General features: G+C 60.9%; 23 protein-coding genes. 18 read left to right on the top strand and 5 right to left on the bottom strand.

Features of this window, described 5'->3' with window-relative positions; translation table 11 throughout:
• Nucleotides 1–11 precede the first annotated feature (11 nt).
• From VGG22_03490 to VGG22_03480, 3 genes are all read right to left on the bottom strand, one after another.
• Entirely contained in the window at nt 12–2,513 is a 2,502-nt protein-coding gene (locus VGG22_03490) for an ATP-dependent Clp protease ATP-binding subunit (protein HEY1727427.1), read from the bottom strand.
• Between the two features lie 159 nt (nt 2,514–2,672).
• Nucleotides 2,673–2,906 carry a hypothetical protein gene (locus VGG22_03485; protein ID HEY1727426.1) on the bottom strand — a complete coding sequence of 78 codons (234 nt, stop codon included), beginning with the start codon at nt 2,904–2,906 and terminating at the stop codon, nt 2,673–2,675.
• Nucleotides 2,907–2,955: 49 nt separating this feature from the next.
• The gene (locus VGG22_03480; GenBank protein HEY1727425.1) at nt 2,956–3,243 is read right to left on the bottom strand and encodes a hypothetical protein; all 288 of its coding nucleotides are present in this window, start codon (nt 3,241–3,243) and stop codon (nt 2,956–2,958) included.
• Nucleotides 3,244–3,369: 126 nt separating this feature from the next.
• On the opposite strand from VGG22_03480, the gene VGG22_03475 reads away from it, so the two are divergent.
• The 7 genes from VGG22_03475 to VGG22_03445 all read left to right on the top strand — a co-directional run bounded on the left by VGG22_03475 (nt 3,370) and on the right by VGG22_03445 (nt 9,885).
• On the top strand, nt 3,370–4,257 hold the full coding sequence (locus tag VGG22_03475; GenBank protein HEY1727424.1) for a branched-chain amino acid ABC transporter permease: 888 nt from the start codon (nt 3,370–3,372) through the stop codon (nt 4,255–4,257).
• Nucleotides 4,250–5,287: a branched-chain amino acid ABC transporter permease gene (locus tag VGG22_03470; GenBank protein ID HEY1727423.1), complete on the top strand. Its 1,038-nt coding sequence runs from the start codon at nt 4,250–4,252 to the stop codon at nt 5,285–5,287. The genes VGG22_03475 and VGG22_03470 overlap by 8 nt, the downstream gene beginning before the upstream one ends.
• On the top strand, nt 5,284–6,045 hold the full coding sequence (locus VGG22_03465) for an ABC transporter ATP-binding protein (GenBank protein ID HEY1727422.1): 762 nt from the start codon (nt 5,284–5,286) through the stop codon (nt 6,043–6,045). The genes VGG22_03470 and VGG22_03465 overlap by 4 nt, the downstream gene beginning before the upstream one ends.
• Nucleotides 6,045–6,740, top strand: coding sequence for an ABC transporter ATP-binding protein (locus VGG22_03460; protein HEY1727421.1), 696 nt, complete (start codon nt 6,045–6,047; stop codon nt 6,738–6,740). Before VGG22_03465 ends, VGG22_03460 begins: the two co-directional genes overlap by 1 nt.
• 25 nt (nt 6,741–6,765) lie before the next feature.
• Nucleotides 6,766–7,077: a metal-sulfur cluster assembly factor gene (locus VGG22_03455; GenBank protein HEY1727420.1), complete on the top strand. Its 312-nt coding sequence runs from the start codon at nt 6,766–6,768 to the stop codon at nt 7,075–7,077.
• A 65-nt stretch (nt 7,078–7,142) separates the two neighbouring features.
• Nucleotides 7,143–8,321: a diguanylate cyclase gene (locus tag VGG22_03450; GenBank protein ID HEY1727419.1), complete on the top strand. Its 1,179-nt coding sequence runs from the start codon at nt 7,143–7,145 to the stop codon at nt 8,319–8,321.
• Between the two features lie 49 nt (nt 8,322–8,370).
• Entirely contained in the window at nt 8,371–9,885 is a 1,515-nt protein-coding gene (locus VGG22_03445; GenBank protein HEY1727418.1) for an acyl-CoA carboxylase subunit beta, read from the top strand.
• On the opposite strand, the gene VGG22_03440 is transcribed toward VGG22_03445, so the two are convergent.
• Entirely contained in the window at nt 9,882–10,712 is an 831-nt protein-coding gene (locus tag VGG22_03440) for a PaaX family transcriptional regulator C-terminal domain-containing protein (protein HEY1727417.1), read from the bottom strand. The two genes, VGG22_03445 and VGG22_03440, sit on opposite strands and share 4 nt — an antisense overlap.
• Nucleotides 10,713–10,778: 66 nt before the next feature.
• Here VGG22_03440 and VGG22_03435 point away from each other — a divergent pair, with 66 nt between their 5' ends.
• Genes VGG22_03435 through VGG22_03385 form a run of 11 tightly spaced genes read left to right on the top strand, consistent with a single transcriptional unit; the run spans nt 10,779 to nt 21,937 of the window.
• Nucleotides 10,779–11,906, top strand: coding sequence for a Phenylacetic acid catabolic protein (locus VGG22_03435; protein HEY1727416.1), 1,128 nt, complete (start codon nt 10,779–10,781; stop codon nt 11,904–11,906).
• A 2-nt stretch (nt 11,907–11,908) separates the two neighbouring features.
• Entirely contained in the window at nt 11,909–12,763 is an 855-nt protein-coding gene (locus VGG22_03430; GenBank protein ID HEY1727415.1) for an enoyl-CoA hydratase/isomerase family protein, read from the top strand.
• Between the two features lie 4 nt (nt 12,764–12,767).
• The gene (locus VGG22_03425; GenBank protein ID HEY1727414.1) at nt 12,768–14,240 is read left to right on the top strand and encodes a benzoate-CoA ligase family protein; all 1,473 of its coding nucleotides are present in this window, start codon (nt 12,768–12,770) and stop codon (nt 14,238–14,240) included.
• Nucleotides 14,237–15,085: a CoA-transferase gene (locus VGG22_03420; GenBank protein HEY1727413.1), complete on the top strand. Its 849-nt coding sequence runs from the start codon at nt 14,237–14,239 to the stop codon at nt 15,083–15,085. The genes VGG22_03425 and VGG22_03420 overlap by 4 nt, the downstream gene beginning before the upstream one ends.
• On the top strand, nt 15,082–15,774 hold the full coding sequence (locus VGG22_03415) for a CoA-transferase (protein ID HEY1727412.1): 693 nt from the start codon (nt 15,082–15,084) through the stop codon (nt 15,772–15,774). Before VGG22_03420 ends, VGG22_03415 begins: the two co-directional genes overlap by 4 nt.
• 8 nt (nt 15,775–15,782) lie before the next feature.
• Complete coding sequence (locus VGG22_03410) at nt 15,783–16,568, top strand: enoyl-ACP reductase (GenBank protein HEY1727411.1); 786 nt, start codon at nt 15,783–15,785, stop codon at nt 16,566–16,568.
• Nucleotides 16,565–16,726, top strand: coding sequence for a hypothetical protein (locus VGG22_03405; protein ID HEY1727410.1), 162 nt, complete (start codon nt 16,565–16,567; stop codon nt 16,724–16,726). The genes VGG22_03410 and VGG22_03405 overlap by 4 nt, the downstream gene beginning before the upstream one ends.
• Entirely contained in the window at nt 16,698–18,440 is a 1,743-nt protein-coding gene (locus VGG22_03400) for an acetyl-CoA carboxylase biotin carboxylase subunit (protein HEY1727409.1), read from the top strand. Before VGG22_03405 ends, VGG22_03400 begins: the two co-directional genes overlap by 29 nt.
• 1 nt (nt 18,441) lies before the next feature.
• Nucleotides 18,442–20,016: a methylmalonyl-CoA mutase family protein gene (locus VGG22_03395; protein ID HEY1727408.1), complete on the top strand. Its 1,575-nt coding sequence runs from the start codon at nt 18,442–18,444 to the stop codon at nt 20,014–20,016.
• On the top strand, nt 20,013–20,417 hold the full coding sequence (gene mce, locus VGG22_03390; GenBank protein ID HEY1727407.1) for a methylmalonyl-CoA epimerase: 405 nt from the start codon (nt 20,013–20,015) through the stop codon (nt 20,415–20,417). The genes VGG22_03395 and mce overlap by 4 nt, the downstream gene beginning before the upstream one ends.
• Nucleotides 20,402–21,937: a SpoIIE family protein phosphatase gene (locus VGG22_03385; protein HEY1727406.1), complete on the top strand. Its 1,536-nt coding sequence runs from the start codon at nt 20,402–20,404 to the stop codon at nt 21,935–21,937. The genes mce and VGG22_03385 overlap by 16 nt, the downstream gene beginning before the upstream one ends.
• On the opposite strand, the gene VGG22_03380 is transcribed toward VGG22_03385, so the two are convergent.
• The gene (locus VGG22_03380; protein HEY1727405.1) at nt 21,926–23,464 is read right to left on the bottom strand and encodes a DUF4127 family protein; all 1,539 of its coding nucleotides are present in this window, start codon (nt 23,462–23,464) and stop codon (nt 21,926–21,928) included. The genes VGG22_03385 and VGG22_03380 overlap by 12 nt on opposite strands.

Raw genomic sequence — 23,464 nt, 5'->3', positions numbered from 1 at the left:
GCACAGGGCTCTTACGCCGGTTGAATCTCCGGCGCCGATGGCGCCGCGGGCGGTTCGATCGTCGGGATCTTACTGAAGCGCAGTTTGTCAGGATTGTCCGGATCGACTTCGCACAGGATACGGTCGCCCGCGCCGAACTTGCCGCGCAGCATCTCTTCCGCGAGCTCGTCCTCGACTTCGCGCTGGATCGCGCGCCGCAACGGCCGTGCGCCGAATTGCGGATCCCAACCTTTTTTGGCCAAGAGCACCTTGGCTTCTTCGGTTGCTTCGAGGAACATCTCTTGCGCTTTGACTTCGCGGATGACTTTCTCGAACTCGAGGCCGACGATCTGTTCGATCTCCGGACGCGTGAGCTGATGGAAGACAACCGTCTCGTCGAGACGATTGAGGAACTCGGGACGGAACGTGTGCTTGACCTCTTCCAACACCTTGTTCTTCATCCGCTCGTAGGCTTGGTCGTCGCTTTGTCCTGAATCGCGCTGCGGACGGAAGCCGACGTCGGTGTTCGTCTGCATTCCGACGGCGCCGACGTTCGAAGTCATGATGATGACGGAGTTTTTGAAGTCGACGGTGCGGCCTTGCGAATCGGTCAGACGCCCGTCTTCGAACACTTGCAGCAGCAAGTTGAAAACGTCTGGATGCGCTTTCTCGATCTCATCGAGCAACACGACGCAGTACGGACGGCGACGGACGGCTTCGGTGAGCTGTCCGCCTTCCTCGTAACCGACGTATCCCGGAGGCGCGCCGACCAGTCGCGACACGGAGTATTTCTCCATGTACTCGGACATATCGATGCGGATCATTGCCTCGGAATCGTCAAAAAGAAACTCTGCCACGCTGCGCGCGACTTCGGTCTTGCCGACGCCGGTCGGTCCGAGGAATAAGAACGCTCCGATCGGACGCTTCGGATTCTTGAGTCCGGCTCGCGAACGCCGGATGGCGCGCGTGAGGACCGAGATGGCTTGATGCTGGCCGATGACGCGTTTGTGTAGCGCATCTTCCATCGAGAGCAGCTTCTCGGTTTCAGCTTGCGCGAGCTTGCTGACCGGAATCTTTGTCCATGAAGCAACGATGTGAGCAATGTCGTCTTCGGTGACCTTGAGCGTTTTGTCGACTTGTGTTTTCTTCTCTTGCCACTCGGCTTCGAGCCGCTGTTTTTCGAGGCGCAGCTTTTCCTCGCGATCCCGGATCGCGGCAGCCTTCTCGAACTCTTGCGACTTGACGACCGATTCTTTCTCGGCCTTGACCTTGCGAATCTCGGCTTCGACCTCGCGGATTTCCGCAGGCGGCAACATGGCTTGCAGACGAACACGCGACGAGGCTTCATCAACGAGATCGACGGCCTTGTCGGGCAGGAACCGGTCGGAGATGTAACGGTCGGACAGCTTTGCGGCAGCCGCCAGCGCTTCGTCCGTGATTTGCACCTTATGGTGGGCTTCGTAACGATCGCGCAGACCCTTGAGGATCTCGATTGTTTCATCGATAGATGGCTCGCCGACCATGATCGGCTGAAAGCGCCGCTCGAGCGCCGAGTCTTTTTCGATGTGCTTGCGGAACTCGTTGAGCGTGGTCGCGCCGATGCACTGCAGCTCGCCGCGCGCCAGCGCCGGCTTTATGATATTGCTGGCGTCGATTGCGCCTTCGGCGGCGCCCGCACCGACCAGCGTGTGCAGCTCGTCGATGAACAGGATGATCTCACCGGCTGCGCCGCGGATCTCGTCCATGACGCGCTTCATGCGCTCCTCGAACTCGCCGCGATACTTCGTACCGGCGACCAGGCCCGCGAGGTCGAGCGTGATCACGCGACGATCGCGCAGCGGTTCCGGAATCTCGCCCTTGATGACGCGTTGCGCCAAACCTTCGGCAATAGCCGTTTTCCCGACGCCGGGCTCGCCGATCAATGCCGGATTGTTTTTCGTACGGCGCGAGAGAATTTGAATGACGCGCTCGATTTCGCTGGCGCGCCCGATAACCGGATCGAGCTTGTTCTCACGCGCAAGTGCGGTGAGATCGCGTCCGTAGGCATCGAGGGTCGGCGTCTTCGACTTGCCTTTCGGCGCAGGCGGCTGACCTTCGGCTCCGAGCAGCGAGGTCGTTTGCACGCGCACCTTGGCCGGATCGACACCCAAGTTCGTGAGCACGCGCGCGGCGACGCCCTCGCCTTCTCGAATCAATCCAAGCAGCAAGTGTTCGGTGCCGATGTAATTATGATTCAGCTGTCGAGCTTCTTCGAAGGCTAGCTCGATGACGCGCTTCGCACGAGGCGTGAAGACCATCTCTTGCTGTACGGTTTGACCGCCGCGGCCGACGATGGCCTCGACTTCCTGTCGAACCTTAGCAAGATTGACGCCAAGCGTCTCGAGGACTTTAGCCGCAAGGCTCTCGCCCTCAGAGATGATGCCGAGCAGAATATGCTCGGTTCCTATATAGTTGTTTCCGAGCCGCTGCGCTTCTTCTTGCGCAAGCACGATGCTACGTCGTGCTCTCTCGGTGAACGGCTCCCACATTGACATACCGCGATACTCCGTAGAGGGCCCCTCGATACCTTCTGTACCCGAAACGTCCGTCGATACGGTCCCGTTCGCGAGCACATCCAAAGCTAATCTCAAGGGGCAGTGACTCCATGACCCTATGCCCGTGCAACGAGTTTCGGAACCGAAAGACGCCTCTTCCTACGTCTTCTGTCGCTTGCGCCTTAACGTCGCGCCGTGCTGGCGCAAAACCGAACCGAGCGTCGGACCGTCACTGCGCCGGAAAAGCAATCCCAATGCGACTTCTACGATCGAGCTTTCGCTCAATCGTTGCTCGAATGCGACCTGGCGCAACCGCGTGCCGATCTCCTCGGAGACGTTCACGGACAGCTTTACCACTTCCGGCGCGGCGGGCGCGGCAAGACGCCTCGGCATGCCCGGCCCTTAGCCTAGCAGGCGGTAAAGCCCTCGATTGGCCTATGGACTAGGCTCGGCGGCGCAGGCTTGCGCCGGCGCGCCGAAGCTGAGAGCCGAGCTCGGTATCGCTGCCTCCATCAAAGAAGGAGCGCAAAGCGTGTTCGATGACGGCGCTCTCGCTAATCCGTTGGCGGAAGGCAAACTCACGCAAGCGCTCGGCAAGACGAAGATCGAGCGTATGCGAGACGGTGGCGATACGAACGGCGGTACGCGTAGCCGTTGGATTGGAACGGTGATTTCCGCCGGCGCGTTTAGGACCGGCAGCAATCGAGACGGTGGTGGTTCTTCGGGCCATAATCGTTTTCTATTACGTAAGAAATGAGGAGCCTGTTTCCCGCGTGTCCTTCCGACAACAGTCCGAAGGTCATGCAGGCTCAGGTGAACGAAAAAAGCGCAAGCTTGGTTGTCTGAGGAGCTTTTTTTGTTTTTAGCCCTGACGCTTCACCAATTTACGGATCAGTTCATCAACGGTGTAACGCTGGGGATGCTATATATCCTCGTTGCGCTCGGGCTCAACATCATCCTCGGGCTCATGGGCGTTATCAATTATTCACATGGCTCGTTCTTCATGCTCGGCGCCTACGTCGCATACTCGCTCGATCCCGTCGTCGGTTTCTGGGCGAGCATTTTGCTCGCGGCTCTGATCATCGGCATCTTCGGAATGTTGTTCGAATCAACGTTGATTCGTCCGCTCTACAAGCGCATTCCCGAATATACGTTGCTGCTAACGTTCGGCACTGCGCTGATCTTCGAGCAGATGGTGCGTCGAATCTGGGGCGACGACGCCGTCCGCTTCGAGCTTCCTGATAAATTCAGCGGAACGCTCGCGGTCGGCAACTCGCAGTTTCCGCTCTATAAGGACGTGATGCTGGTCGGAATCACGATCGTCGTGCTGGCGCTCGTGTGGTTTCTCGTCAATCGCACCAACATCGGAATGATAATTCGGGCCGGGACTCGCGACGCCGAGATGGTGCGCATCCTCGGAATCAACATGCCGATGATGTTTACGCTGGTTTTCGGAATCGGCTCGTTCATGGCCGGTCTCGCCGGCGCGCTTGCCGCCCCCGTCTACGCGATTCAGCCGACGCTGGCGTCGGAGTGGGTCATCTTAACCTTTGTTATCGTGATCGTCGGTGGGATCGGGTCCTTTTGGGGTGCCGTCGTCGGCGGACTGTTGATTGGAATCGTCTCGAGCTTGATGGACTTGATCTGGCCGCCCGCGGTCGAGATGACCGGCTTCCTCATCATGGGGATCATTCTGCTGATTCGCCCGCGCGGTTTGTTTGGCGTCGAAGGCCTCTTTGAATAGGGTCCTGCGACACCCACTTTTGTGGACGGCGATCGTCCTGGGGATTTTGCCGTGGCTGTTGCCGGGCGCAAATCCCTTCGCCGGACGGGCGGGATTCATCGATCTCGGAACGACGATCGCGATCTTTGCGCTCTTCGCGATGGGCTTCAATCTGCTCTTCGGGCATGTCGGCGATCTCTCGTTCGGACACGCGATGTTCTTTACGCTCGGCGCGTATGCGACGGCACTGCTCACCAAGGGCTTCAACGTTACGATCGGCAGCGCGAATCTCGTTTGGGCCGGCGCAGATAGTCTTGCCGGAAGCATGGTGCTCTCGCTGGGTCTCGTTGCCGCGATTGCGTTCTTACTCGCGCGGCTGATCGTCCCACGTTCGAGCGGGATCTATTTTTCGATGATCACGCTGGCGTTCGCGCAAGTCATCTACTTCGTCACCTACAAATTCGACGCGTTCACCGGCGGCGAGGACGGCTTACAGGCCATCACGCGTCCGAGCTTGCCGGGTTTTCCCGCCGGCTTTCTCACCCAGTCGTGGCACTTCTACTACTTTGCGGCGATCATCATCTTCGTTGCGCTCGCAATCATTTGGTGGGTGATCGAGTCACCGTTCGGTTCAGTCTGCCACGCCATCCGGGAAAACGAGCAGCGCGCTGAATTTCTCGGTTACGACGTGCGCAAATATCGCGTCAATGCGTTCTTCATCTCCGCGCTCTTCCCGGCGATCGCCGGATGCTTGTGGACGTACTACCAGCAGTCGATTACGCCCGATGCCGGTTCGATCGAATACAGCGGGCGCGTCGTGATGATGTCGCTGCTCGGCGGTATTCAGACGTTTTTCGGACCGATGCTGGGCTCGTTCATTTATTGGCAGCTGCAAAACGACGTTTCGCAACTGACGAAATATTGGGAAGCCGTGATCGGCGCAGTGTTCGTCGTTTTCGTGCTGATCGCGCCGCGTGGCATTTGGGGCGCGGTGGAAGACGTCGAGCACCACGGCTTGCGTAACGCGCTGCGGCGAGTGTTCTCGCCATGACGGCCACGCTGGGGACCGGGTACGCCTTTCGCACCGAGAATCTCTCGCGGCATTTCGCGGGATTCCGTGCCGTCAACGACATCACGATCGAGATACCCTCAGGCGGCGTTCGCACCATCATAGGACCAAACGGCGCCGGCAAGACGACATTCTTCAACTTGCTTTCGGGATTGCTTCCGCCGACGCACGGACGCATTTGGTTTGAAGATCGCGACATCACCGATTTGCCGCCTTATCGACGTGCGCGGCTTGGAATCGCACGCTCGTTTCAGATTACGAACATCTTTGGGAAGTTGACCGTCGGCGAAAACGTACGGCTCGCAGTTCAAGCCGTCTACGATGGGAAGGCCAGCTTCTTCTTACCGACGGCGCTTGGCAGCATCGGTGAGCGCACACAAGAGATATTGAACGACATTGGCCTCACCGACGTGCAAGGCTCGCGCGCCGAAAATCTTTCGCACGGCGATCAGCGCCGTCTCGAAATCGGGCTCGTCCTCGCGGTCGAGCCGAAAGTGCTGCTGCTCGACGAACCGTTGGCCGGAATGTCACCAGCCGAGACGCAATCGACGGTCGAGCTGATCAAGCGCATCGTCGCGAACCGCACCGTCGTTTTGGTCGAACACGACATCGATACGGTAATGGCGATCTCCGACACGATTACCGTCATGCAAACGGGTGGCATCCTTGCGGTCGGAACGCCGGCTGAGATTCGCAACAACGAGACGGTCCGCCGTGCGTATCTCGGAGACATGACCTAGTGCTGCTTGCGCTCGACGACATCAATACGTTCTACGGCAAGAGCCACGTCCTCAAGAACGTCGCCCTCGAAGTTGCCAAAGGCGAAGTCGTCGCGCTGCTCGGACGCAACGGCAGCGGCCGTTCGACGACGCTCAAGACGATCATGGGCGTCGTCCCTCCCAAGACCGGGACGATTCACTTTGACGGTGCGCCGATCGAGCGCAAGAACCCGTTCACGCTCGCGCGCCGGGGGATCGCGTTCGTTCCCGAGGACCGACGCATTTTCCCAAACCTGACCGTCGCCGAGAACCTGCGTCTCGCTACGCTCTCCGGACGCAAAGGACCGTGGAACGAAAAGCGCGTCTTCGAATACTTCGCCGTCCTCGGCGAGCGCCGAAATTCGCTCGCGCGGCTCTCTGGGGGCGAGCAGCAGATGCTCGCGATCGCCCGGGCCCTCATCGCGAACCCCGAGATCATCTTATTGGACGAGCCAATGGAAGGTCTGGCCCCGATGATCGCCCGGAACGTCGAAGAGGTCGTGCGCAACATCAAAAACGAGGGCAACACGATTCTGCTCGTCGAGCAGAATGCGGAGGTAGCCATGAGCCTCGCGGATCGCGGCTACATCCTTTCTAATGGACGCGTCATGGCAAGCGGCCCGATCGACCAACTGCGCGCCGATCCTGAGCTGATGCAACGGTACTTAGCCGTATGACGGTTCTGAGCGGCGGAGGTTGCTGATGCCCACACCAGAGCAAGTCCGTGAATCACTGGCGGAAGTTATGGACCCGGAGCTCGGGATCCCGATCCTGGACCTAGGTCTCGTCTATGGAATCGACTGCGAAGGACAGCAGCAAGAAAACGTCACGGTCACGATGACGTTGACGTCGCCGATGTGCCCCGTCGGCCCGATGTTCAAGCAAGCGGTCCTCTCCAAGGTCGAGTCCGTCGAGGGCGTGCAGAGCGCCAAAGTGGACATAACGTTCGACCCGCCGTGGGATCCGCGCGAGATGGCGAGCGACGACGTTAAGCTTCAGCTGGGCATCTGGTAGCAGCTGCGTTATGGGCAGGCGTCGGGCACGGTCCGGCTAAAGGGACCGGCGAGAGCTAACCGGCGATGATGTCATACGTTCCGGACATCCTTGGTTTCTTCGCCGCCGCACTTGTGCTGGCGACGTTCTTAATGCGCGCGCCGGTCCGTCTGCGTCAGTTTGCGATCGCGAGCAACGCGATGTTCATCGTCTACGGCGTGTGGACGAAAGCCTGGCCGATCGCGGCGCTCTTTGCAATCTTGTTCGCGCTCAACATTTGGCGCCTGCGCGAGCTCAAGCTGCTCACGCAAAAGGTGCAATCCGCGCTCAGCAACGACCTTTCGGTCGATTGGCTTCGGCCGTTCATGACGCCGCGAAAGTTTGTGGCCGGCGAGTTCATTTTCCGCAAGAGCGATCCGCAAACCGACGTTCTCTACATTGTAAGCGGAACGGTGCGGCTTCCGGAGATCGAGGTTACGGTCAGCGCCGGCGAGCTGCTGGGCGAGATGGCGATCTTCTCACCGACCATGGAGCGTAGCCTCTCCGCGGTGTGCGTCACCGACGTCGAGAGCCTCCACATGCCGACCGACGCGGTTCTCAAGCTCTACTACCAGAATCCGGAATTTGGCCTCTATCTCGTACGCTTGATTACGCGACGGCTTCTGCAAGACACGCATCTGCTCGGCAGCATGATCAACGAGCGTACGACTCAACTGGAGAAGCTCAAAGCACTTACCGACGTCGACGAAGCGACCGGTGTTGCGAATCGCCGCGCGTTCGAAGCCCGCTTGCACATGGAGTGGTCGCGCGCGATCCGCTCGCCGTCGCCCCTTTCGCTGGTCGTTGCGCAAATCGAGGATCGCTACAATCGCCGCTGGACCGACGAGATGCTCACGCAGGTCGCAATCGCCCTCGGATCCTGCGCGTCGCGTGCTTCCGATCTTTTGGCGCGGCATGACAAAGAATTCGTCGCGATCCTTCCCAACACGACGCCGGACGGCGCCAAGGCGATCGCCGACGAGATGGATGCCACGATTGCGGCGCTCGACGTTCCCTCGGCGAGCATATGGGCCGGCGATCTGCGCGTGCGGCACGGCGTCGCAACACGTCAGCCGAGCAAAGAGATCGCTCCCGAAACGCTGTTGCAAGAAGCCTATCGCGAATTTCACGGGACGCAACCGCCGAGCGCGCCCAAGGGGACCGATCTGCTGAGCAAGATTGCGCAAGCCGCGTTCCCGCGTGAAGAACCACTGATCGGCGGCTGAGCCACTGACGACAAACGGCTCGCCGGACGTCCGCGAGCAGCTCCTAAAGATGCGCGAACTTGCGCAAGCGCCCGCTGGTGAAGAGGCGGTCGAGCGTCAACACGCGCGCGGTAAGCGCACGGCGCGCGAACGCATCGACGCGCTGGTCGATCCCGATTCGTTCGTCGAGTTCGACACGTTCGTCGTGCACCGAACCTCCGCGTTCGGTTTGGGTGAACGCGAATTTCTGGGCGACGGCGTCGTAACGGGGCGTGCCCTGATCGACGGCCGGCAAGTTTTCCTCTTCTCGCAAGATTTCACGGTGCTCGGCGGCTCGCTCGGTGAAGCCTTCGCCGAGAAAATCTGCAAGGTCATGGATCTCGCCGTACGTACGGGTTCCCCCGTCATCGGCATCAACGATTCCGGCGGTGCACGCATTCAAGAGGGCGTCGTCAGCCTGGGTGGGTACGCCGAGATTTTCTGGCGCAACGTGCAAGCTTCAGGCGTCATTCCGCAGATCAGCTTGATCGCGGGACCGTGCGCGGGCGGCGCCGTCTACTCACCGGCGATTACCGACTTCACGATCATGGTCGAAGAGATCTCGCAGATGTTCATCACGGGACCGGAGATCATCAAGACCGTGACGGGCGAAGACGTTACCTTTGAAGAACTCGGCGGGGCGATGACACACGCGACGAAGAGCGGCGTCGCGCAGCTCGTGGCTGCCGACGAAGATGAAATGAACGCGCAAACGCGCGCTCTGCTCTCGTTTATGCCGCAGAACAATCTTGATGATCCGCCCGTCTTTGCGAGCGACGACGACCCGCGCCGCTTGTGCCCTGAGCTCGACGATCTCGTTCCGGATGCGCCCAACAAGCCGTACGATATCAAGCGCGCGATCGAGTCGGTCGTTGACGACGGCGAGTTTCTCGAGATCTTACCGTTCTACGCGCGGAACATCGTCATCGGTTTCGGACGCGTCGCGGGGCGCTCCATCGGGATCGTCGCCAATCAGCCCGAAGTGCTCGCCGGGGTGCTCGACATCGAGAGCTCGATCAAAGCTGCACGATTCGTGCGTTTTTGCGACGCATTCAACATCCCGCTCGTGACCTTCGTCGACGTTCCGGGCTTCTTACCCGGCACGGCACAAGAATACGGAGGCATCATCACGCACGGCGCCAAGCTGCTCTACGCATTCGCCGAAGCCACGGTTCCCAAGATCACGATCATCACGCGCAAAGCCTACGGCGGCGCATACGACGTCATGTCGTCAAAACACATTCGCGCCGACATCAACGTCGCGTGGCCGACCTCGGAGATTGCGGTGATGGGCGCCGAGGGTGCAGCCAAGATACTTTTCCGGCGCGAGATTGCGGATGCGGCCGACCCGGTTGCGAAGACCGCGGAGTTGATCGAAGAGTATCGCAAGCGCTTCGCCAACCCGTTCGTCGCGGCACAGCGTGGCTATATCGACGACGTCATCGAAGCGCGAGAGACGCGCCGCGTTATCTCGACCTCGCTCGAGATGCTCCAAAACAAACGCGTCGAGCGTCCGCGCCGCAAGCACGGCAACATTCCGCTCTAAGCCGCTTCGTTTGGCGCGCTGAACACCGACTCGAAGAACCGCACCGCGCCGGGACGTAGCGCCGCATAGAATTCGCGAAACAGCGCGCCGGCACGCACCCCGGGCCAATCCGCAGGCAAAAGAGCGGCCGGCAAACCTGGGTCGAGATATGCGAATTTTCGAAAATCGTGGACGAGCCAAATACGTGTGACGAACGCCTGCGTGTCGCTCAGCGAACGCGCGTAGCCCGAGTAGCGAGCAATGAACTCCTCATAGGCGCGGCCGATCGCATCCAGGTCCCAGCATTTGATCACGAGGTCCGCGTCGGCGAGCGGCCCCTCGTAACGCGCAACGAACATGTCTGCGCGTTCATTGAGTCCGAGCGCGTGAATGGCATCGCGCACGGCGTCCGCAACGTCCCGCGGCGAAATCCAAAGTGACGCCGAGAGCGGCCCGAGTCCAAGCACGGTGAGATCTTTGCGCAGGCGATCGCGAAGCTCGCGCTTCGACTCCGGAATCGTGTAGCTGAGCATCCGCCACCGGCCGTCCCACGCGTCTTGCGGAGCCACGTAGATGCGTTTGCTGACCTCGTCGACCCGCCGCTTCCCAAGCGGCGTCGGAGAATAGAACGACCGCGGCCCGATACGGGAACTCTCCAGCCAACCTTGGCGCGACATCCGCGAGAGCGCGGCGCGGACCGCTTGTTCCGATAGCCCGAACTCGGCCATCAGCCGCACCAGGCTCCCAACCCAGATCGCGTCCCCGTAGCCGTGGACGAAGTCCCCGAACACCGTGAAGATGAACGAGTTGGGACGCGTGACGGGGCGGTTTCCCTTGACAGGCTCCACGGCTCTCCCTAATATGACGATAATTTAACGACCGTGTCAAATACCGTCTAGTGAGGGCTTAAGGCAGTGGCAGCGCGGATCTCGACGTTCGACGACTGGGTCGACCTGCTCAAGGATTGGCAAGCCGAGATCGGCCTGGATCTCGACCTTATCGACCGCTACGTCCCAGGCTACAAGCTCGAGGCCAAATACGGCGACTTACCGAGCGACGAAATCAGCTTCGGCTCCTTCGCCGGGGACAAGAAGTGGGAACGGCTGCTCGATGTTCCCGATCAACGTATCCGCGATTCGATCCTCAACATGGTGATCTATCAGGGCGACACGGAGTTTGCGTCCAACGAACAGCAGCGGTTTCTCTTGAACAATGCACCGAGCGAATACGATCTTGCGTCGCTCGCGAGGATTATGCTCGAAGAGACGCGGCACGGTTTCCAAATGTGTCATCTCTTGATCACGCATTTCGGAGCCGACGGAAAGATCGAGGCGCAAAAAATGCTCGAGCGCCGAGCCTTTGGTAAGAAGAACCGCTTGCTGCGGGCCTTTAATGAAGACGTTACCCACTGGCTCGACTTTTTCACGTACACGAACTTCATGGATCGTGACGGCAAGTTTCAGCTGACGATGCTCTCGCACTCGGCGTTCGCGCCGCTTTCACGTTCGATGCTTCCGATGCTGCGTGAAGAATCTTTTCACATGGGCACCGGTATCTCCGGACTCCGGCGCATCGTGCAAGCCGCCGTGATCCCGGTGGCGTTGCAGCAGAAATACTACAACAAATGGATATCGGGTTCGCTCGACCTGTTTGGAACCGATCACTCGCGCTCGGCGCGATGGGCCTATGCGTGGGGGATCAAAGGCCGCGATGACGAGGGCAAAACGACGGAACCCGTCAACGTCGAAGCGCTCAACGAACGTGCGCGCGACCGGTTCTACGAAGAGATACGAAGGACCGTCGATCAGGTCAACAGCGTCAATCCGGTCGAAGAGCTTTACGTTCCCGACGCGCGCTTCAATCGCAAGATCGGCGATCATGCGGGCGACCACTGGAGCGTCGACGGGCGACGGCTGAGCGACGACGAATGGGCGGCTTACGCACCGAGCGTCCTTCCGACGCTCGACGATGAAGCGTGCTTGGCCGAATTGTTCAAGAATCCGAATTGGATTGCACCTAAGGGACGGACAAACGAGGGATAGCAATGGCGATCGATACGAAGAAAGCCGAGCCGACACCATTCGGCCGCGAACACCACGAGCAGAGCGGCAAACGCGTCATTCATTACGCAAAAGACGGACACGTCGCGATCATCACGATGGATGATCCGCCGGCGAACACCTACACGCACGAGATGATGCGGCAGCTCGACGAAGCGATTCTCGACGCGCGCTTCGACGACGGCGTCGAGGTGATCGTCCTAACCGGAAAAGGCGAACGCTTCTTCTCGGCCGGCGCCAACGTCGGTATGCTCAACGCCGTAACGCCCCAATTCAAGTATTACTTCTGCTTGCACGCCAACGAGACGCTGGCGCGCCTCGAGCAGACACCGAAGCTTGTGATCGCCGCACTTAACGGACACGCAGTCGGCGGCGGCCTCGAGATCGCGATGGCCTGTGACATTCGGATCGCGCGCCGTGACGGCGGAAAGATCGGGCTGCCCGAAGTCGGTCTCGGCGTGCTTCCCGGCACCGGCGGAACACAGCGTCTGGCGCGCCTCATCGGGAAGGCCAAAGCCATCGAGCTGATCGCGACCGGGCGCACGTTCAGCTTCGAGCTGGCCGAGGAAATGGGCATCGTCAACGAGATTTACGAAGGCGATGGAGCGTCGTTCGCGGAGCAAATCCTCACGTATGCGCGACAATTTTGCTCGCCCAACAAAGCCCCGATGGCGGTCGGTCTCGTGAAACGCAGCATCCAAACCGGCGCGGAGATGCCGCTGCAAGATGCGCTCGCGCTCGAACGCGAGCTGCAATCGATTCTCTTCCGCAGCCATGATGCGCACGAAGGGATCGCGGCCTTCACCGAACAGCGCGTCGCACGCTTCGAAAACCGCTAGACTTTTGCGCGCGGCCGACCATCTTCCCGAGCGCTTCAACGCCGCGCAGTATTTCGTCGGCCGCAACGTCGCACTCGGACGCGGCGATTCGCCCGCGCTGATCACGGATCAAACGACCATGACATACCGGGAGCTCGATCGCGCGGTGCGCGGCTACGCGGGCAGCTTGATCGAACGCGGCTTGCGAAACGGGGAGCGCGTCGTCATCTTCCTCCCCGATTCGCCGGCCTGGTCGATCGCGTTTTGGGGGACGATCGCAGCTGGCGGCGTTGCAGTCCCGCTCAACACCTCCTTACGCGAAGCCGAACGCGAGATGATCCTGAGTGATTGTGCACCCTTCGCCGTTCTCGACGAACCGGCTGGGGTTCTCGAAGATTCCAAAGCCGCACCGGTCGATTATGCACCGACGCATCGCGACGGCTTTTGCTTCTTCTTGTATTCGAGCGGAACGACCGGCGAACCGAAAGGCGTCGTGCATTTGCAGCACGACATGTGGGTTTGCGCGCGCACGTACGGCGAGCAAGTGCTGTGCACGCGCACTTCGGATCGCGCCTTCAGCGTGGCAAAACTGTTCTTCGCGTACGGTCTCGGCAACGCGCAGTACTATCCGATGGACGTCGGAGCCGCCGCGATTCTCTTCCCCGAGCGTCCGACTCCGCAAGCCGTCTTCGATCAAGTCCGCCGTCACAAGCCGACGCTGTTTTTCGCGGTGCCGACCGCCTACGCGCAAATGCTCGCAGCCATCGACGAAGGCGCCAAAGCCGATTTCTCGAGCGTTCGCGTCTGCGTCAGCGCCGGCGAAGCGCTGCCACCCGCACTTTTCAATCGCTGGCAGGCGCAAATGGGGCTAGAGATTTGCGACGGCATCGGCACGACCGAGATCACGCACATGTTTATGGCCAACATGCCCGGCGCGGCAACGCCCGGCGCTAGCGGACGCACCGTTCCCGGCTACGAGGTGCGGATCGTCGACGAAAACGACGACGATTGCGCCGACGACGAGATCGGCGATCTGCTGGTACGCGGCGATTCGACGATGGCTTTCTACTGGAACAAGCACGAGCGAACCAAAGCGACGTTATTCGGCGATTGGATTCGAACCGGCGACAAATACCGCCGTGACAGTCAGGGCGTCTACTGGCACGCCGGCCGCAGCGACGACATGCTCAAGGTCAGCGGAATGTGGGTCTCGCCGGTTGAGGTCGAAAACGTCATCGCGGAGCACGACGCCGTTCTCGAATGCGCGGTCGTTGGACGCGAAGACGATGACGGACTCGTCAAGCCGCACGCGTATGTCGTGTTACGCGCCGCGACTCTTCAAACCAGCGATCTCGAAACCGAGCTGCAAGCCTTTGTGAAAGAGCGCCTGACGCCGCACAAATACCCTCGCTGGGTAACCGTCGTCAATTCGCTGCCGAAGACCGCGACGGGGAAGACTCAGCGCTTCGTCCTGCGCGAAACAAAGACTGAGGTTTGAGCAAGCTCACAACAACCGCCGATGCTGTTGCGCGTTTGGTACGCGACGGCGATCGCGTCAGCGCTGCCTGTGGCCTCGAAGCGCGGATTCCGTTCTCCGCCGGGCACGAGATCATTCGTCAGCGCAAGCACGATCTCACGCTGGTTGGACCGATTAGCGACATGCTCTACGATCAGCTGATCGGCGCAGGTTGCGTGCAGGCCCTCGAGGTCGCCTGGGTCGGGAACGTCGGCGCGGGTTTGGGACACAATTTCCGGCGAGCCGCCGAAGCTAGTCCTTCGCAGATCACGATCACCGACTACACGAATCTGACTTACGCAACCGGTTTGCGCGCGGCGGCTGAGGGCGTTCCCTTCGGCATCACACACTCGCTCTTCGGCACCGACATCGCCTCGCAGCGCGACGCGTTTCGCGAGATCGACGATCCGTTCGGCGGCGAACGTATTTATGCGGTGCGCGCGATCAAGGTCGACGTCGCAATCGTCGTCGTGCAACGCGCCGACGCGCACGGGAACGCGCATGTTTGGGGAAATCTCGGGACGACCGTCGAGAGCGTACGCGCCGCCGACCGCGTGATCGTGTTGACGGAAGAACTTGCTGAGCCCGAAGTCATCCGAAGGGAGCCCAACCGTACGCTGATTCCCGGATTGCTCGTGGATGCGGTCGTTCTCGAACCAGGAGCCGCGCATCCGTCGCCGGTCGAAGGCTACCGCGAGCGCGATCACGCAGCCTTCGAAACGTATCACCGTGCGACGCGAACACGCGACGGCTTCGATGCATGGCGGGGAGAATGGATCGAAAATCTCTTCGATCGCGCGGCCTACATGCAGAAGCTGCGCGCGTGAACGCGCGAACGCTGATGGTCGTCGCAGCGGCGCGTCAGATCAACGACGGGGACGTCGTCTTCGCTGGGATGCGCCTTCCGCTCGTCGGTTTTGCGGTCGCAAAATCGACGCACGCTCCCAATGCCGTAGGACTATTCGAAAACGGCTTGATCCGCGAAGTCCCGGCAAGCGGAACCGTCGTCACTATGGGCGACGGGCCGAACCAACGCGACGCAACGTTCGCTACCGGTTTGCTCGACGTAATGGGGATGTTGCAACGCGGCCGCGTGAACGTCGGATTCCTCGGCGGTGCCGAAGTTGACGCGCTCGGAAATCTCAACACGACGAAAGTAGGAGCGACACGCCTTCCGGGCTCCGGCGGCGGCTCGGATATCGCGGCGCACGCGCAGCGCTGCGTCTTTATCATGGAGCACGAGCGCCGGCGCTTCGTCGAGCGCGTTTCCTACATTACGTCACGCCCCAAAGGGGCGGTTACGCTGATCACGACGCTGGGCGTCTTCGCGTTGAATGCCGGTCCACCACGCGTCCTGTCGTTGCATCCCGGCGTCACACGCGAACACGTCATCGATGAGACCGGATTTGTCGTGGAATTCCAGGGTGCAACGGTGACTCCCGAACCGAACGACAGGGAGCTCGAAGCGATTCGAACCGCCGATCCCACGGGATTTTGGACGGGCGCCTCGCAATAAACGCCGCTGTGAAGCTCTTAGAGGGGAAGACTGCGCTCGTCACCGGCGTCGCAAACCGCTGGTCGATCGCAACGGGAATTGCGCGCGCGCTGCACGAGCACGGCGCACGCCTATCCTTCATCTATCAGGGTGAGCGCGTTGAAGACGAAGTTCGCAAGCTGGCTGCCGACCTGGGTGGCGGCCCGTGCTGGCCCTGCGACGTAACCTCGGACGATGACCTGCGGCGCGTTGCCGATGCGGCGCAGCATGAGCTCGGTGGACTCGACGTCCTCGTCCATTCGATCGCTTTCGTAAACAAAGAAGATCTCGCCGGAAAAGTCTACGACACGTCGCGCGCGGGTTTCTCGCTGGCTCTCGACATCTCATCGTACTCGTTGATCGCGCTCGTAGGGGCGTTGCGAACGACGCTGCACGATAACGCCAGCGTCGTGGCGCTTACGTATTACGGCTCGACCTCAATCGTCCCGAATTACAATATCGCGGGCATCGCCAAAGCCGCGCTCGAGTCGATCGTTCGATACCTTGCCTACGATCTCGGCGATCGCGGGATTCGCGTCAACGCAATCTCGGCCGGACCGATCAAGACGGCCAGCTCGCGGCAAGTCAAAGGCTTCTCATCGATGCTCGACGCGGTCGGCGCGGCTGCGCCGTTGCATCGAAACGTCACCGCCGAAGACGTCGGGAACACCGCCGTCTATCTCGCGAGCGATCTCTCGAAAGCCGTAACCGCGGACGTCCATTTCGTCGATGCTGGCTACCACGCGATGGGGATGACGCTCGAGCAAAAATCTTGAGCGAAGTCAAAATCACGCCTGCGCCAAGCGACGACGAAGCCGCGGCGATCATGATCGCGCTGCACGATGAGGAAGATCCGCCCACGCCCGCCGTTCAATCGCGATGGATAATGAGCGGTCGTCAATACGATGAAGATTACGAAGCTCCTAGTCGCTAACCGCGGCGAGATCGCACTGCGCGTGATGCGAACGGCTAAAGAAATGGGCATCGCGACGGTTGCAGTCTACAGCGATCCGGATCGCGACGCGCTGCACGTGCGCTACGCGGATGAAGCGTTTGCGCTGGGCGGCTCCTCGCCCTCGCAAAGCTACTTGAACGCCGAGAAGCTTCTCGACGTCGCAAAGCGCGCCGGCGCCGATGCACTGCATCCCGGTTACGGATTCTTCGCCGAGAACGCGAACTTTGCTCGTAGCGTCATTGCAGCCGGACTCGTATGGGTTGGTCCTCATCCCGACGCAATCGATGCGATGGGCGACAAATTGCGCGCGCGTACCGCGATGGTCAAAGCCGGCGTTCCCGTCGTCCCCGGCAGACTCGATCCGATCAAAGATCTCGACGACGCGAAACGCGCCGCCAAGGAGTTCGGGTTACCGCTCGCGCTCAAGGCCGCGGCCGGTGGCGGTGGCAAAGGCTTACGCGTCGCGCGTTCTGAGGATGAAATTGAATCGGCGCTAGCCGTCGCCAAGCGCGAGGCCGAGGCCTACTTCAAAGACTCGACCATTTACGCCGAGCGCTATCTCGACAATCCGAAACACGTCGAGCTGCAAGTCCTCGCCGACAAACACGGCAACGTCGTCCACGTCGGCGAACGCGACTGCTCGCTGCAGCGCCGGCATCAAAAGGTTTGGGAAGAAACTCCGGCCACGATCAGCGAACGGGTGCGCCGCGGAATGCGCGAAGCCGGCTTGCGCGCAGCAAAGACAATCGGTTACGACAGCGCTGGTACGATCGAATGTCTCGTCGCAGGCGATGAGTTCTTCTTCCTCGAGATGAACACGCGCATTCAGGTCGAGCATACGGTAAGCGAGATGATTTCGGGACTCGATCTGGTGCGCGAGCAAATCCGCGTTGCGGCCGGCGAACCCCTCGGCTACAAACAAGACGCAATCGAGCTGCGCGGTCACTCGATCGAAGTCCGCGTCAACGCAGAGGATCCGGCCAACAACTTTGCGCCCGCGCCCGGGACGATCGTGCGATACCGTGAACCCGGGGGCCCCGGCGTGCGCGTCGACTCGGCTGCCTTTGGCGGGATGATGATCACGCCCGATTACGATTCACTAATCGCAAAGCTCGTCGTTTGGGCGCCGACGCGCGATGAAGCACGCACGCGTTTGCGTCGTGCGCTCGACGAATTCACGGTCGAGGGTGTCGCGACGACGATCCCGCTCCTGCGCGCGCTCGTCGATGAACCATCGGTTCAAAGCGCAACGTACGGGACGGCAACGCTCGAACCGTTTGCGGCGTCGCTCAAGCTCGAAGCGACCGCACCTGCCGCCGCCGGCGAAGCCGCTTCGACCGAGGATTCCGTCGTTCGTATCGAGGTCAACGGCAAGCTCTTTCGCGTGCGCATGCTCGACCGTCCGCAAAGCGGGGCTGCCGCAGCGCCCCCGCGACGCGCACCGAAACTCGAAAGCCGCAGCGGCAAAGTGGCCTCGAGCGCAAACGCGGTCGTCGCGCCGATGCACGGCGTCGTCGTCGAGATGAAGGTCAAGCCGAACGACGCCGTCGAGCCGGGCGCGCTCGTGGCCGTCATCGAGGCTATGAAGATGATGAACGAGATCCGCTCGCCGCGCGCCGGGACCGTCGCAGAGGTCAAGGTCAGCGCCGGACAAACCGTCGAAACGGGCGCCGTTCTGGTAACCTTCAATTAATATGGCACGCGAATCCAACGCCAGCGGCATCCCCCTCGAACCGGTGTACGATGCAAGCGACGCGCCACCCGAAGCCGCAGCGCCGGGGGCGTTTCCGTTCACACGCGGGATCCGCTCCGATATGTACCGCGGCCGTCTTTGGACGATGCGGCAATACGCCGGATTCGGCACCGCCGCGGAATCAAACGCGCGCTATCTTTATCTGCTTTCGCAAGGCACCACCGGTCTTTCGGTAGCGTTCGATCTTCCGACGCAGCTCGGCTACGATTCGGACGCGCCTGAAGCCCGCGGAGAGGTCGGTAAAGTCGGCGTCGCGATCGACGCGGTCCAAGACACCGAACGCCTCTTTGCGGACATCCCGCTCGACAACGTCACCGTTTCGATGACGATCAATGCGCCGGCGTCGATCATCTTGGCAACGTATCTGGTCGTTGCGCGCCGCCGCGGAATACCGTTCGCAAAGCTGGGTGGCACCGTCCAAAATGACGTGCTCAAAGAGTACGCCGCACGCGGCACCTACATGTTTCCGCCGCGGCCTTCGATGCGTTTGGTCACGGATGTAATGGCATACTGCGCGCGCGAGGTTCCGCAGTGGAACACGATCTCGATCTCGGGCTACCACATCCGCGAAGCCGGTTCGACCGCAGTCGAAGAAGTCGCATTCACTCTTTCGAACGCCAAAGCGTATTTGCGGGCAGCGCTCGAGAGCGGCTTGCGTGTCGAAGACGTTGCGCCGCGCATCTCTTTCTTCTGGAACGCGCATAACGACTTCTTCGAGGAGATTGCAAAGTTCCGGGCAGCCCGGCAGCTTTGGGCCACTATCGTCCGCGATGAGTTCGGCTCGAGCGACGCTCGCTCGCAGATGCTACGCTTTCACACGCAAACCGGCGGGTCGACACTCACCGCACAAGAGCCTGAGAACAACATCGTTCGCGTCACCATTCAGGCGCTCGCTGCAGTTCTCGGCGGGACCCAATCGCTCCACACCAATGCTAAAGACGAAGCGCTTGCCCTACCGACCGAACAGTCGGTTCGAACCGCGCTGCGCACGCAACAGATCATCGCTTTCGAAAGCGGCGCCGCCGACGTGGTCGATCCGATTGCCGGCTCGTATTACGTGGAAGCATTAACGAGTGAGATTTTCGAGCGAGCAAGGGAGCTTATTACGGAGGTCGATTGCGAAGGCGGTAGTGTCAGCGCGATCGAGAGGGGTTGGATGCAGGCGCGCATTGCAGACTCGGCCTATCGCGCGCAAATTGCAATTGAAGAGGGCAAGCAAGTCGTCGTTGGCGTCAACGCATTCACCGATTCAAGCGACGGCGTGCCTGTACGCTTACATCGCGTCGACGCATCGCTCGAGCGCGACCAGATCGAAAACGTCCGCCGCTATCGTGCGGAGCGCGATGCGGCTCGTGTCGAGGCGCGACTTGCCGACGTTCGCGCCGCCGCGCAAGGGAAAGCGAATTTGATGCCGACGTTTGTCGAGGCGTTGGATGCGGGCGCGACGGTCGGCGAGATTTCGAGTGTGTTACGCGCGGTCTTCGGCCGGTATACAGCCGGCGAGGTCGTTGCGTGAATTCGTATCCAATCGATCACGTGGCAATCGTCGTCGCAGATCTCGACGCTACGCTAAAGCTTTACATCGATGTTTTGGGATTCGAACAAGTTTATCGCGAAGTAATTGCGGATCAGGGCGTCGAGGCGGTCGGCTTGCGCGCCGGAGAGGCGGTCATCGAGCTACTGCGTCCCCTCGACCCGAGCTCCGCAATCGCACGTTATCGAGGAGATGCGCCGACGAAACTGCATCACATTGCGTATCGCGTTCCGGATTTACCGGCTGAATTGTCGCGCCTTCTCGGCGCCGGAATCCAGCTGATCGATCCCACGCCGCGCAAAGGTGCACACGGAAATCTCATTGCTTTCCTGCATCCAAAGTCGACCGGCGGGGTCTTGATCGAGTTATGCCAGCGAACATAAGCGGCGCCCCGCACCTTCCGGAGTGGCGGCAGATCGCGGAAGCACTGCCCACGATCGTCTGGGCAACGCGTCCGAACGGCTACGCGATTTTTTTCAATCAGCGCTGGTACGACTATAGCGGTATGGATCGCGAGCAATCGCTCGCCGAAGGATGGCTTCGCGCCGTTCATCCCGATGATTTCACCAGCACGCTTCACAACTGGCGAACCGCGATCTTACTGGGGAGCGCTTTCGAAGCGGAGCTTCGCTTCCGGCGGGGCGACGGCGAGTACCGATGGTTTTTGACGCGCGCCAATCCTGTCCGCGACAAGCAGGGCCGTATCGCGCGCTGGTTCGGGACGTGCACCGACATCGATCATCAAAAGCGCAGCGAGGAAGCCTATGCAGAGCTTTATCAGCGCGAACGCCGAATTGCCGACACGCTGCAACGCGCGCTTCTTCCGCCCATGCTTCCACACGTCCCGGGTTTGACGCTCGATGCGGTTTATCAACCGGACACCAACGAAGCCAATGTCGGTGGTGATTGGTATGACGCGTTCGATCTCGGCGACGGCCGCATCGCGTTCTCGATCGGCGACGTCGGCGGCCACGGACTCGAGGCCGCGGTTCTGATGGGGCGTGTTCGCGAAGCGCTGCGCTCGGCTGCGATCGACGAGCTCGAACCTGCGCGCGTGTTGCACATTGCCAATGCGGCCGTCGAGCTTTCCGACAACAAGACGATGGTCACTGCGATGTTCGCGATCTTGGATCGTTACACACTGCGCTTGAGCTACGCCTCGGCCGGACATCCGCCGCCGTTCCTCGCATCGTCTGACGGGACGATCCGCACGCTCGAAGGCATCGGCATCCCGCTCGGACTCGGCATGCCGGGCAGTACCGTACCCGGATGGGAGACGCGTAGCGTCGCACTTTCGCCCGGATCGATTCTTGTGTTCTATACGGACGGTCTCATCGAATCAGATCGCGAGCTCGAAGCCGCGGAAGAACGCATGAAAGCTGCGCTCTCACGACAAGCGCGCGGGACGCAGCAACGCTCGGCACTCTCGCTCGTCGCAAGCACGATCATCGGACGTCAACGTGACGACATCGCGCTCCTCACGGTCTCAACCGCGCAAGCTCCGCTGCGCGAGATCGAAGTGAGTTTGCCGGCGACGCCGGCTTCGGCGCGCCGCGCGCGGCATATCATCAACCGCGTCGTCAGCGAGGCGGGCATCGACGAAGAACGGCGCTTCGATCTGCAAGTCGCCGTCGGCGAAGCCGTGAACAATGCGATCGAGCACGCCGGAGCGCTCGGAAGCGAAGAGTTCTTCCTCCGTGCGCGTCGCCGTACAAACTCGATAACGGTCGAGATCAGCGATCAGGGAATGTGGTTGCCGAAGCTCGAGCCGCCTCCCGGATTCGACATACTCGCCGATCGCGGGCGAGGCTTGACGCTGATGTACGCGCTGAGCGACGAGGTTCAATTGGAGCGAACCGAAGACGGCACGACGGTCCGGCTCGCGCTCCGTCTAGCCGCGTAACCCTAAGCGTACGTCGATCTCGGTTTCGAAGGTGCGGTTCCACGGCAACGTAATCGTCAAACCGCCGTCGCGGTAATCCGGGAAAACCGAATTCAACAGATCGACCGCGTGCGGCCATAGCAGCGCGCGATTTTCACTCGCCGTCCGCGCGGCAATGTCCGGCAAAAGATACGTATGGTCGACGTCGTCTTTCGTCAGCTCGTCGTTGAGGACGGGACGAACGAAATCATGAAACGCGTAGTCGTCGATGTAACGGTCCAGCAAGAAATCCGCGAGGGCGAGCCTATTGAACGTTCCCAGGCGCTGCCCGACGCCGACTGCAATTGCAGCCGGAATCGCCGTGCCGAGTGAATTCGCAGCCGTATTCCACGAGGCAAATCCCGCCAGTTTCCCGGCAACCTTACGCCCAATCAACTCCTCGACGAGCAGACGCTGTTCTTCGAGCGGCGCGCCGAAGAAGGTGAGATCGACGACGGTTACGAGCTTCCCGTCACCTATTGCGCTCGCAATCTGATCGGCAAACGCTTTCTCTTGCGCTGCGTTCGTATCGCGCACGCGCACAAAGAGCTGGATGTCGGGACCGCTCGAGACCACCGTCCCGCCCGACGAGCGGATCACTTCACGTACGATTTTTTCGAACGGCGCATATTCGATCGAATCCTCCAATCCCGGACCCTTGGGCTGCGACCATGTGATGCTGAAGCGCGGCACCCAGCTCACGCGGGCTGCGAACGCATTTGCCTCCATGATCATCGCAAGCTCATCGGCGCCGGGTTCGATCGAGGTACGCTGCAAGAGACCTGACCCATAGTGCGCGCGCGCTCGCTCGAGCGATTCCAGATCCGCGATGTGTAAACCGTGTGGTCCGGCGTCGTCTTGTCCAAGCACAAAACGATCGAAGCCGCCTTCGGCAGTAAGCTGCAACGCGAATAAGTCGACGTCGAGATTGCGTCTGCGCGTTGCGACGTATGCGTCCAATATCGGCCCGATGCGCTCTGCCAATTCGGGGCTCGGAGTGTTCGCGTACTGCGTGATGAGCTCGTAGGGCCTACCGGCCGCAAAGAACGAGGCCGCACCGCCGATTGCGGGGACACCGGTCGGTGCGAGACGCATGACGGTGCCGAAACCATAGTAGAGCGCGTTCGGACGCAAGGCGCGCAGCGCCGTCACATAGCGTAGGCGCGAATATCCGAGCCAGGCGGGGACACCGGGAATGCGCGATGCGACGAGTCCGCCGTACACCATCATGTCGCTCGAAAGAACGAACGCGTCGGCTCCCACGGTCGCGTCGGACGTCAACCAGCGATAAAGTCCTTCCGGATCGCCGGGGGTCAAATAGTTACCGACCAGCGCGCGCGGGGGCTCAACGACAGGGATTCCGGCAATCCGACCCAGCATCATCGGCAATTGTCGAGTCACGGGACGATCGTCGATCGGAACGATTACAACCGGGGCAGCCGATTGCGCCGATGCGACGCCAAAGCCGAACAGAAACGACAACAGTGCGCCAAACGCGACGACCCTCAC

The sequence above is a fragment of the Candidatus Baltobacteraceae bacterium genome, from assembly GCA_036489885.1.
Taxonomy (GTDB): Bacteria; Vulcanimicrobiota; Vulcanimicrobiia; order Vulcanimicrobiales; family Vulcanimicrobiaceae; genus JAFAMS01.
Note: the sequence above shows the minus strand (reverse complement) of the source record. Positions and strands in the feature narration are given on the sequence as shown.

What these genes read in the sequence shown, in the direction of transcription:
- VGG22_03455 (HEY1727420.1), top strand. Translation starts at nt 6,766, where the DNA reads ATGCCCACACCAGAGCAAGTCCGTGAATCACTGGCGGAAGTTATGGAC.
- VGG22_03490 (HEY1727427.1), bottom strand. Translation starts at nt 2,513, where the DNA reads ATGTCAATGTGGGAGCCGTTCACCGAGAGAGCACGACGTAGCATCGTG.
- VGG22_03400 (HEY1727409.1), top strand. Translation starts at nt 16,698, where the DNA reads ATGAAGATTACGAAGCTCCTAGTCGCTAACCGCGGCGAGATCGCACTG.
- VGG22_03480 (HEY1727425.1), bottom strand. Translation starts at nt 3,243, where the DNA reads ATGGCCCGAAGAACCACCACCGTCTCGATTGCTGCCGGTCCTAAACGC.
- VGG22_03430 (HEY1727415.1), top strand. Translation starts at nt 11,909, where the DNA reads ATGGCGATCGATACGAAGAAAGCCGAGCCGACACCATTCGGCCGCGAA.
- VGG22_03450 (HEY1727419.1), top strand. Translation starts at nt 7,143, where the DNA reads ATGATGTCATACGTTCCGGACATCCTTGGTTTCTTCGCCGCCGCACTT.
- VGG22_03485 (HEY1727426.1), bottom strand. Translation starts at nt 2,906, where the DNA reads ATGCCGAGGCGTCTTGCCGCGCCCGCCGCGCCGGAAGTGGTAAAGCTG.
- VGG22_03395 (HEY1727408.1), top strand. Translation starts at nt 18,442, where the DNA reads ATGGCACGCGAATCCAACGCCAGCGGCATCCCCCTCGAACCGGTGTAC.
- VGG22_03445 (HEY1727418.1), top strand. Translation starts at nt 8,371, where the DNA reads ATGCGCGAACTTGCGCAAGCGCCCGCTGGTGAAGAGGCGGTCGAGCGT.
- VGG22_03385 (HEY1727406.1), top strand. Translation starts at nt 20,402, where the DNA reads ATGCCAGCGAACATAAGCGGCGCCCCGCACCTTCCGGAGTGGCGGCAG.
- VGG22_03465 (HEY1727422.1), top strand. Translation starts at nt 5,284, where the DNA reads ATGACGGCCACGCTGGGGACCGGGTACGCCTTTCGCACCGAGAATCTC.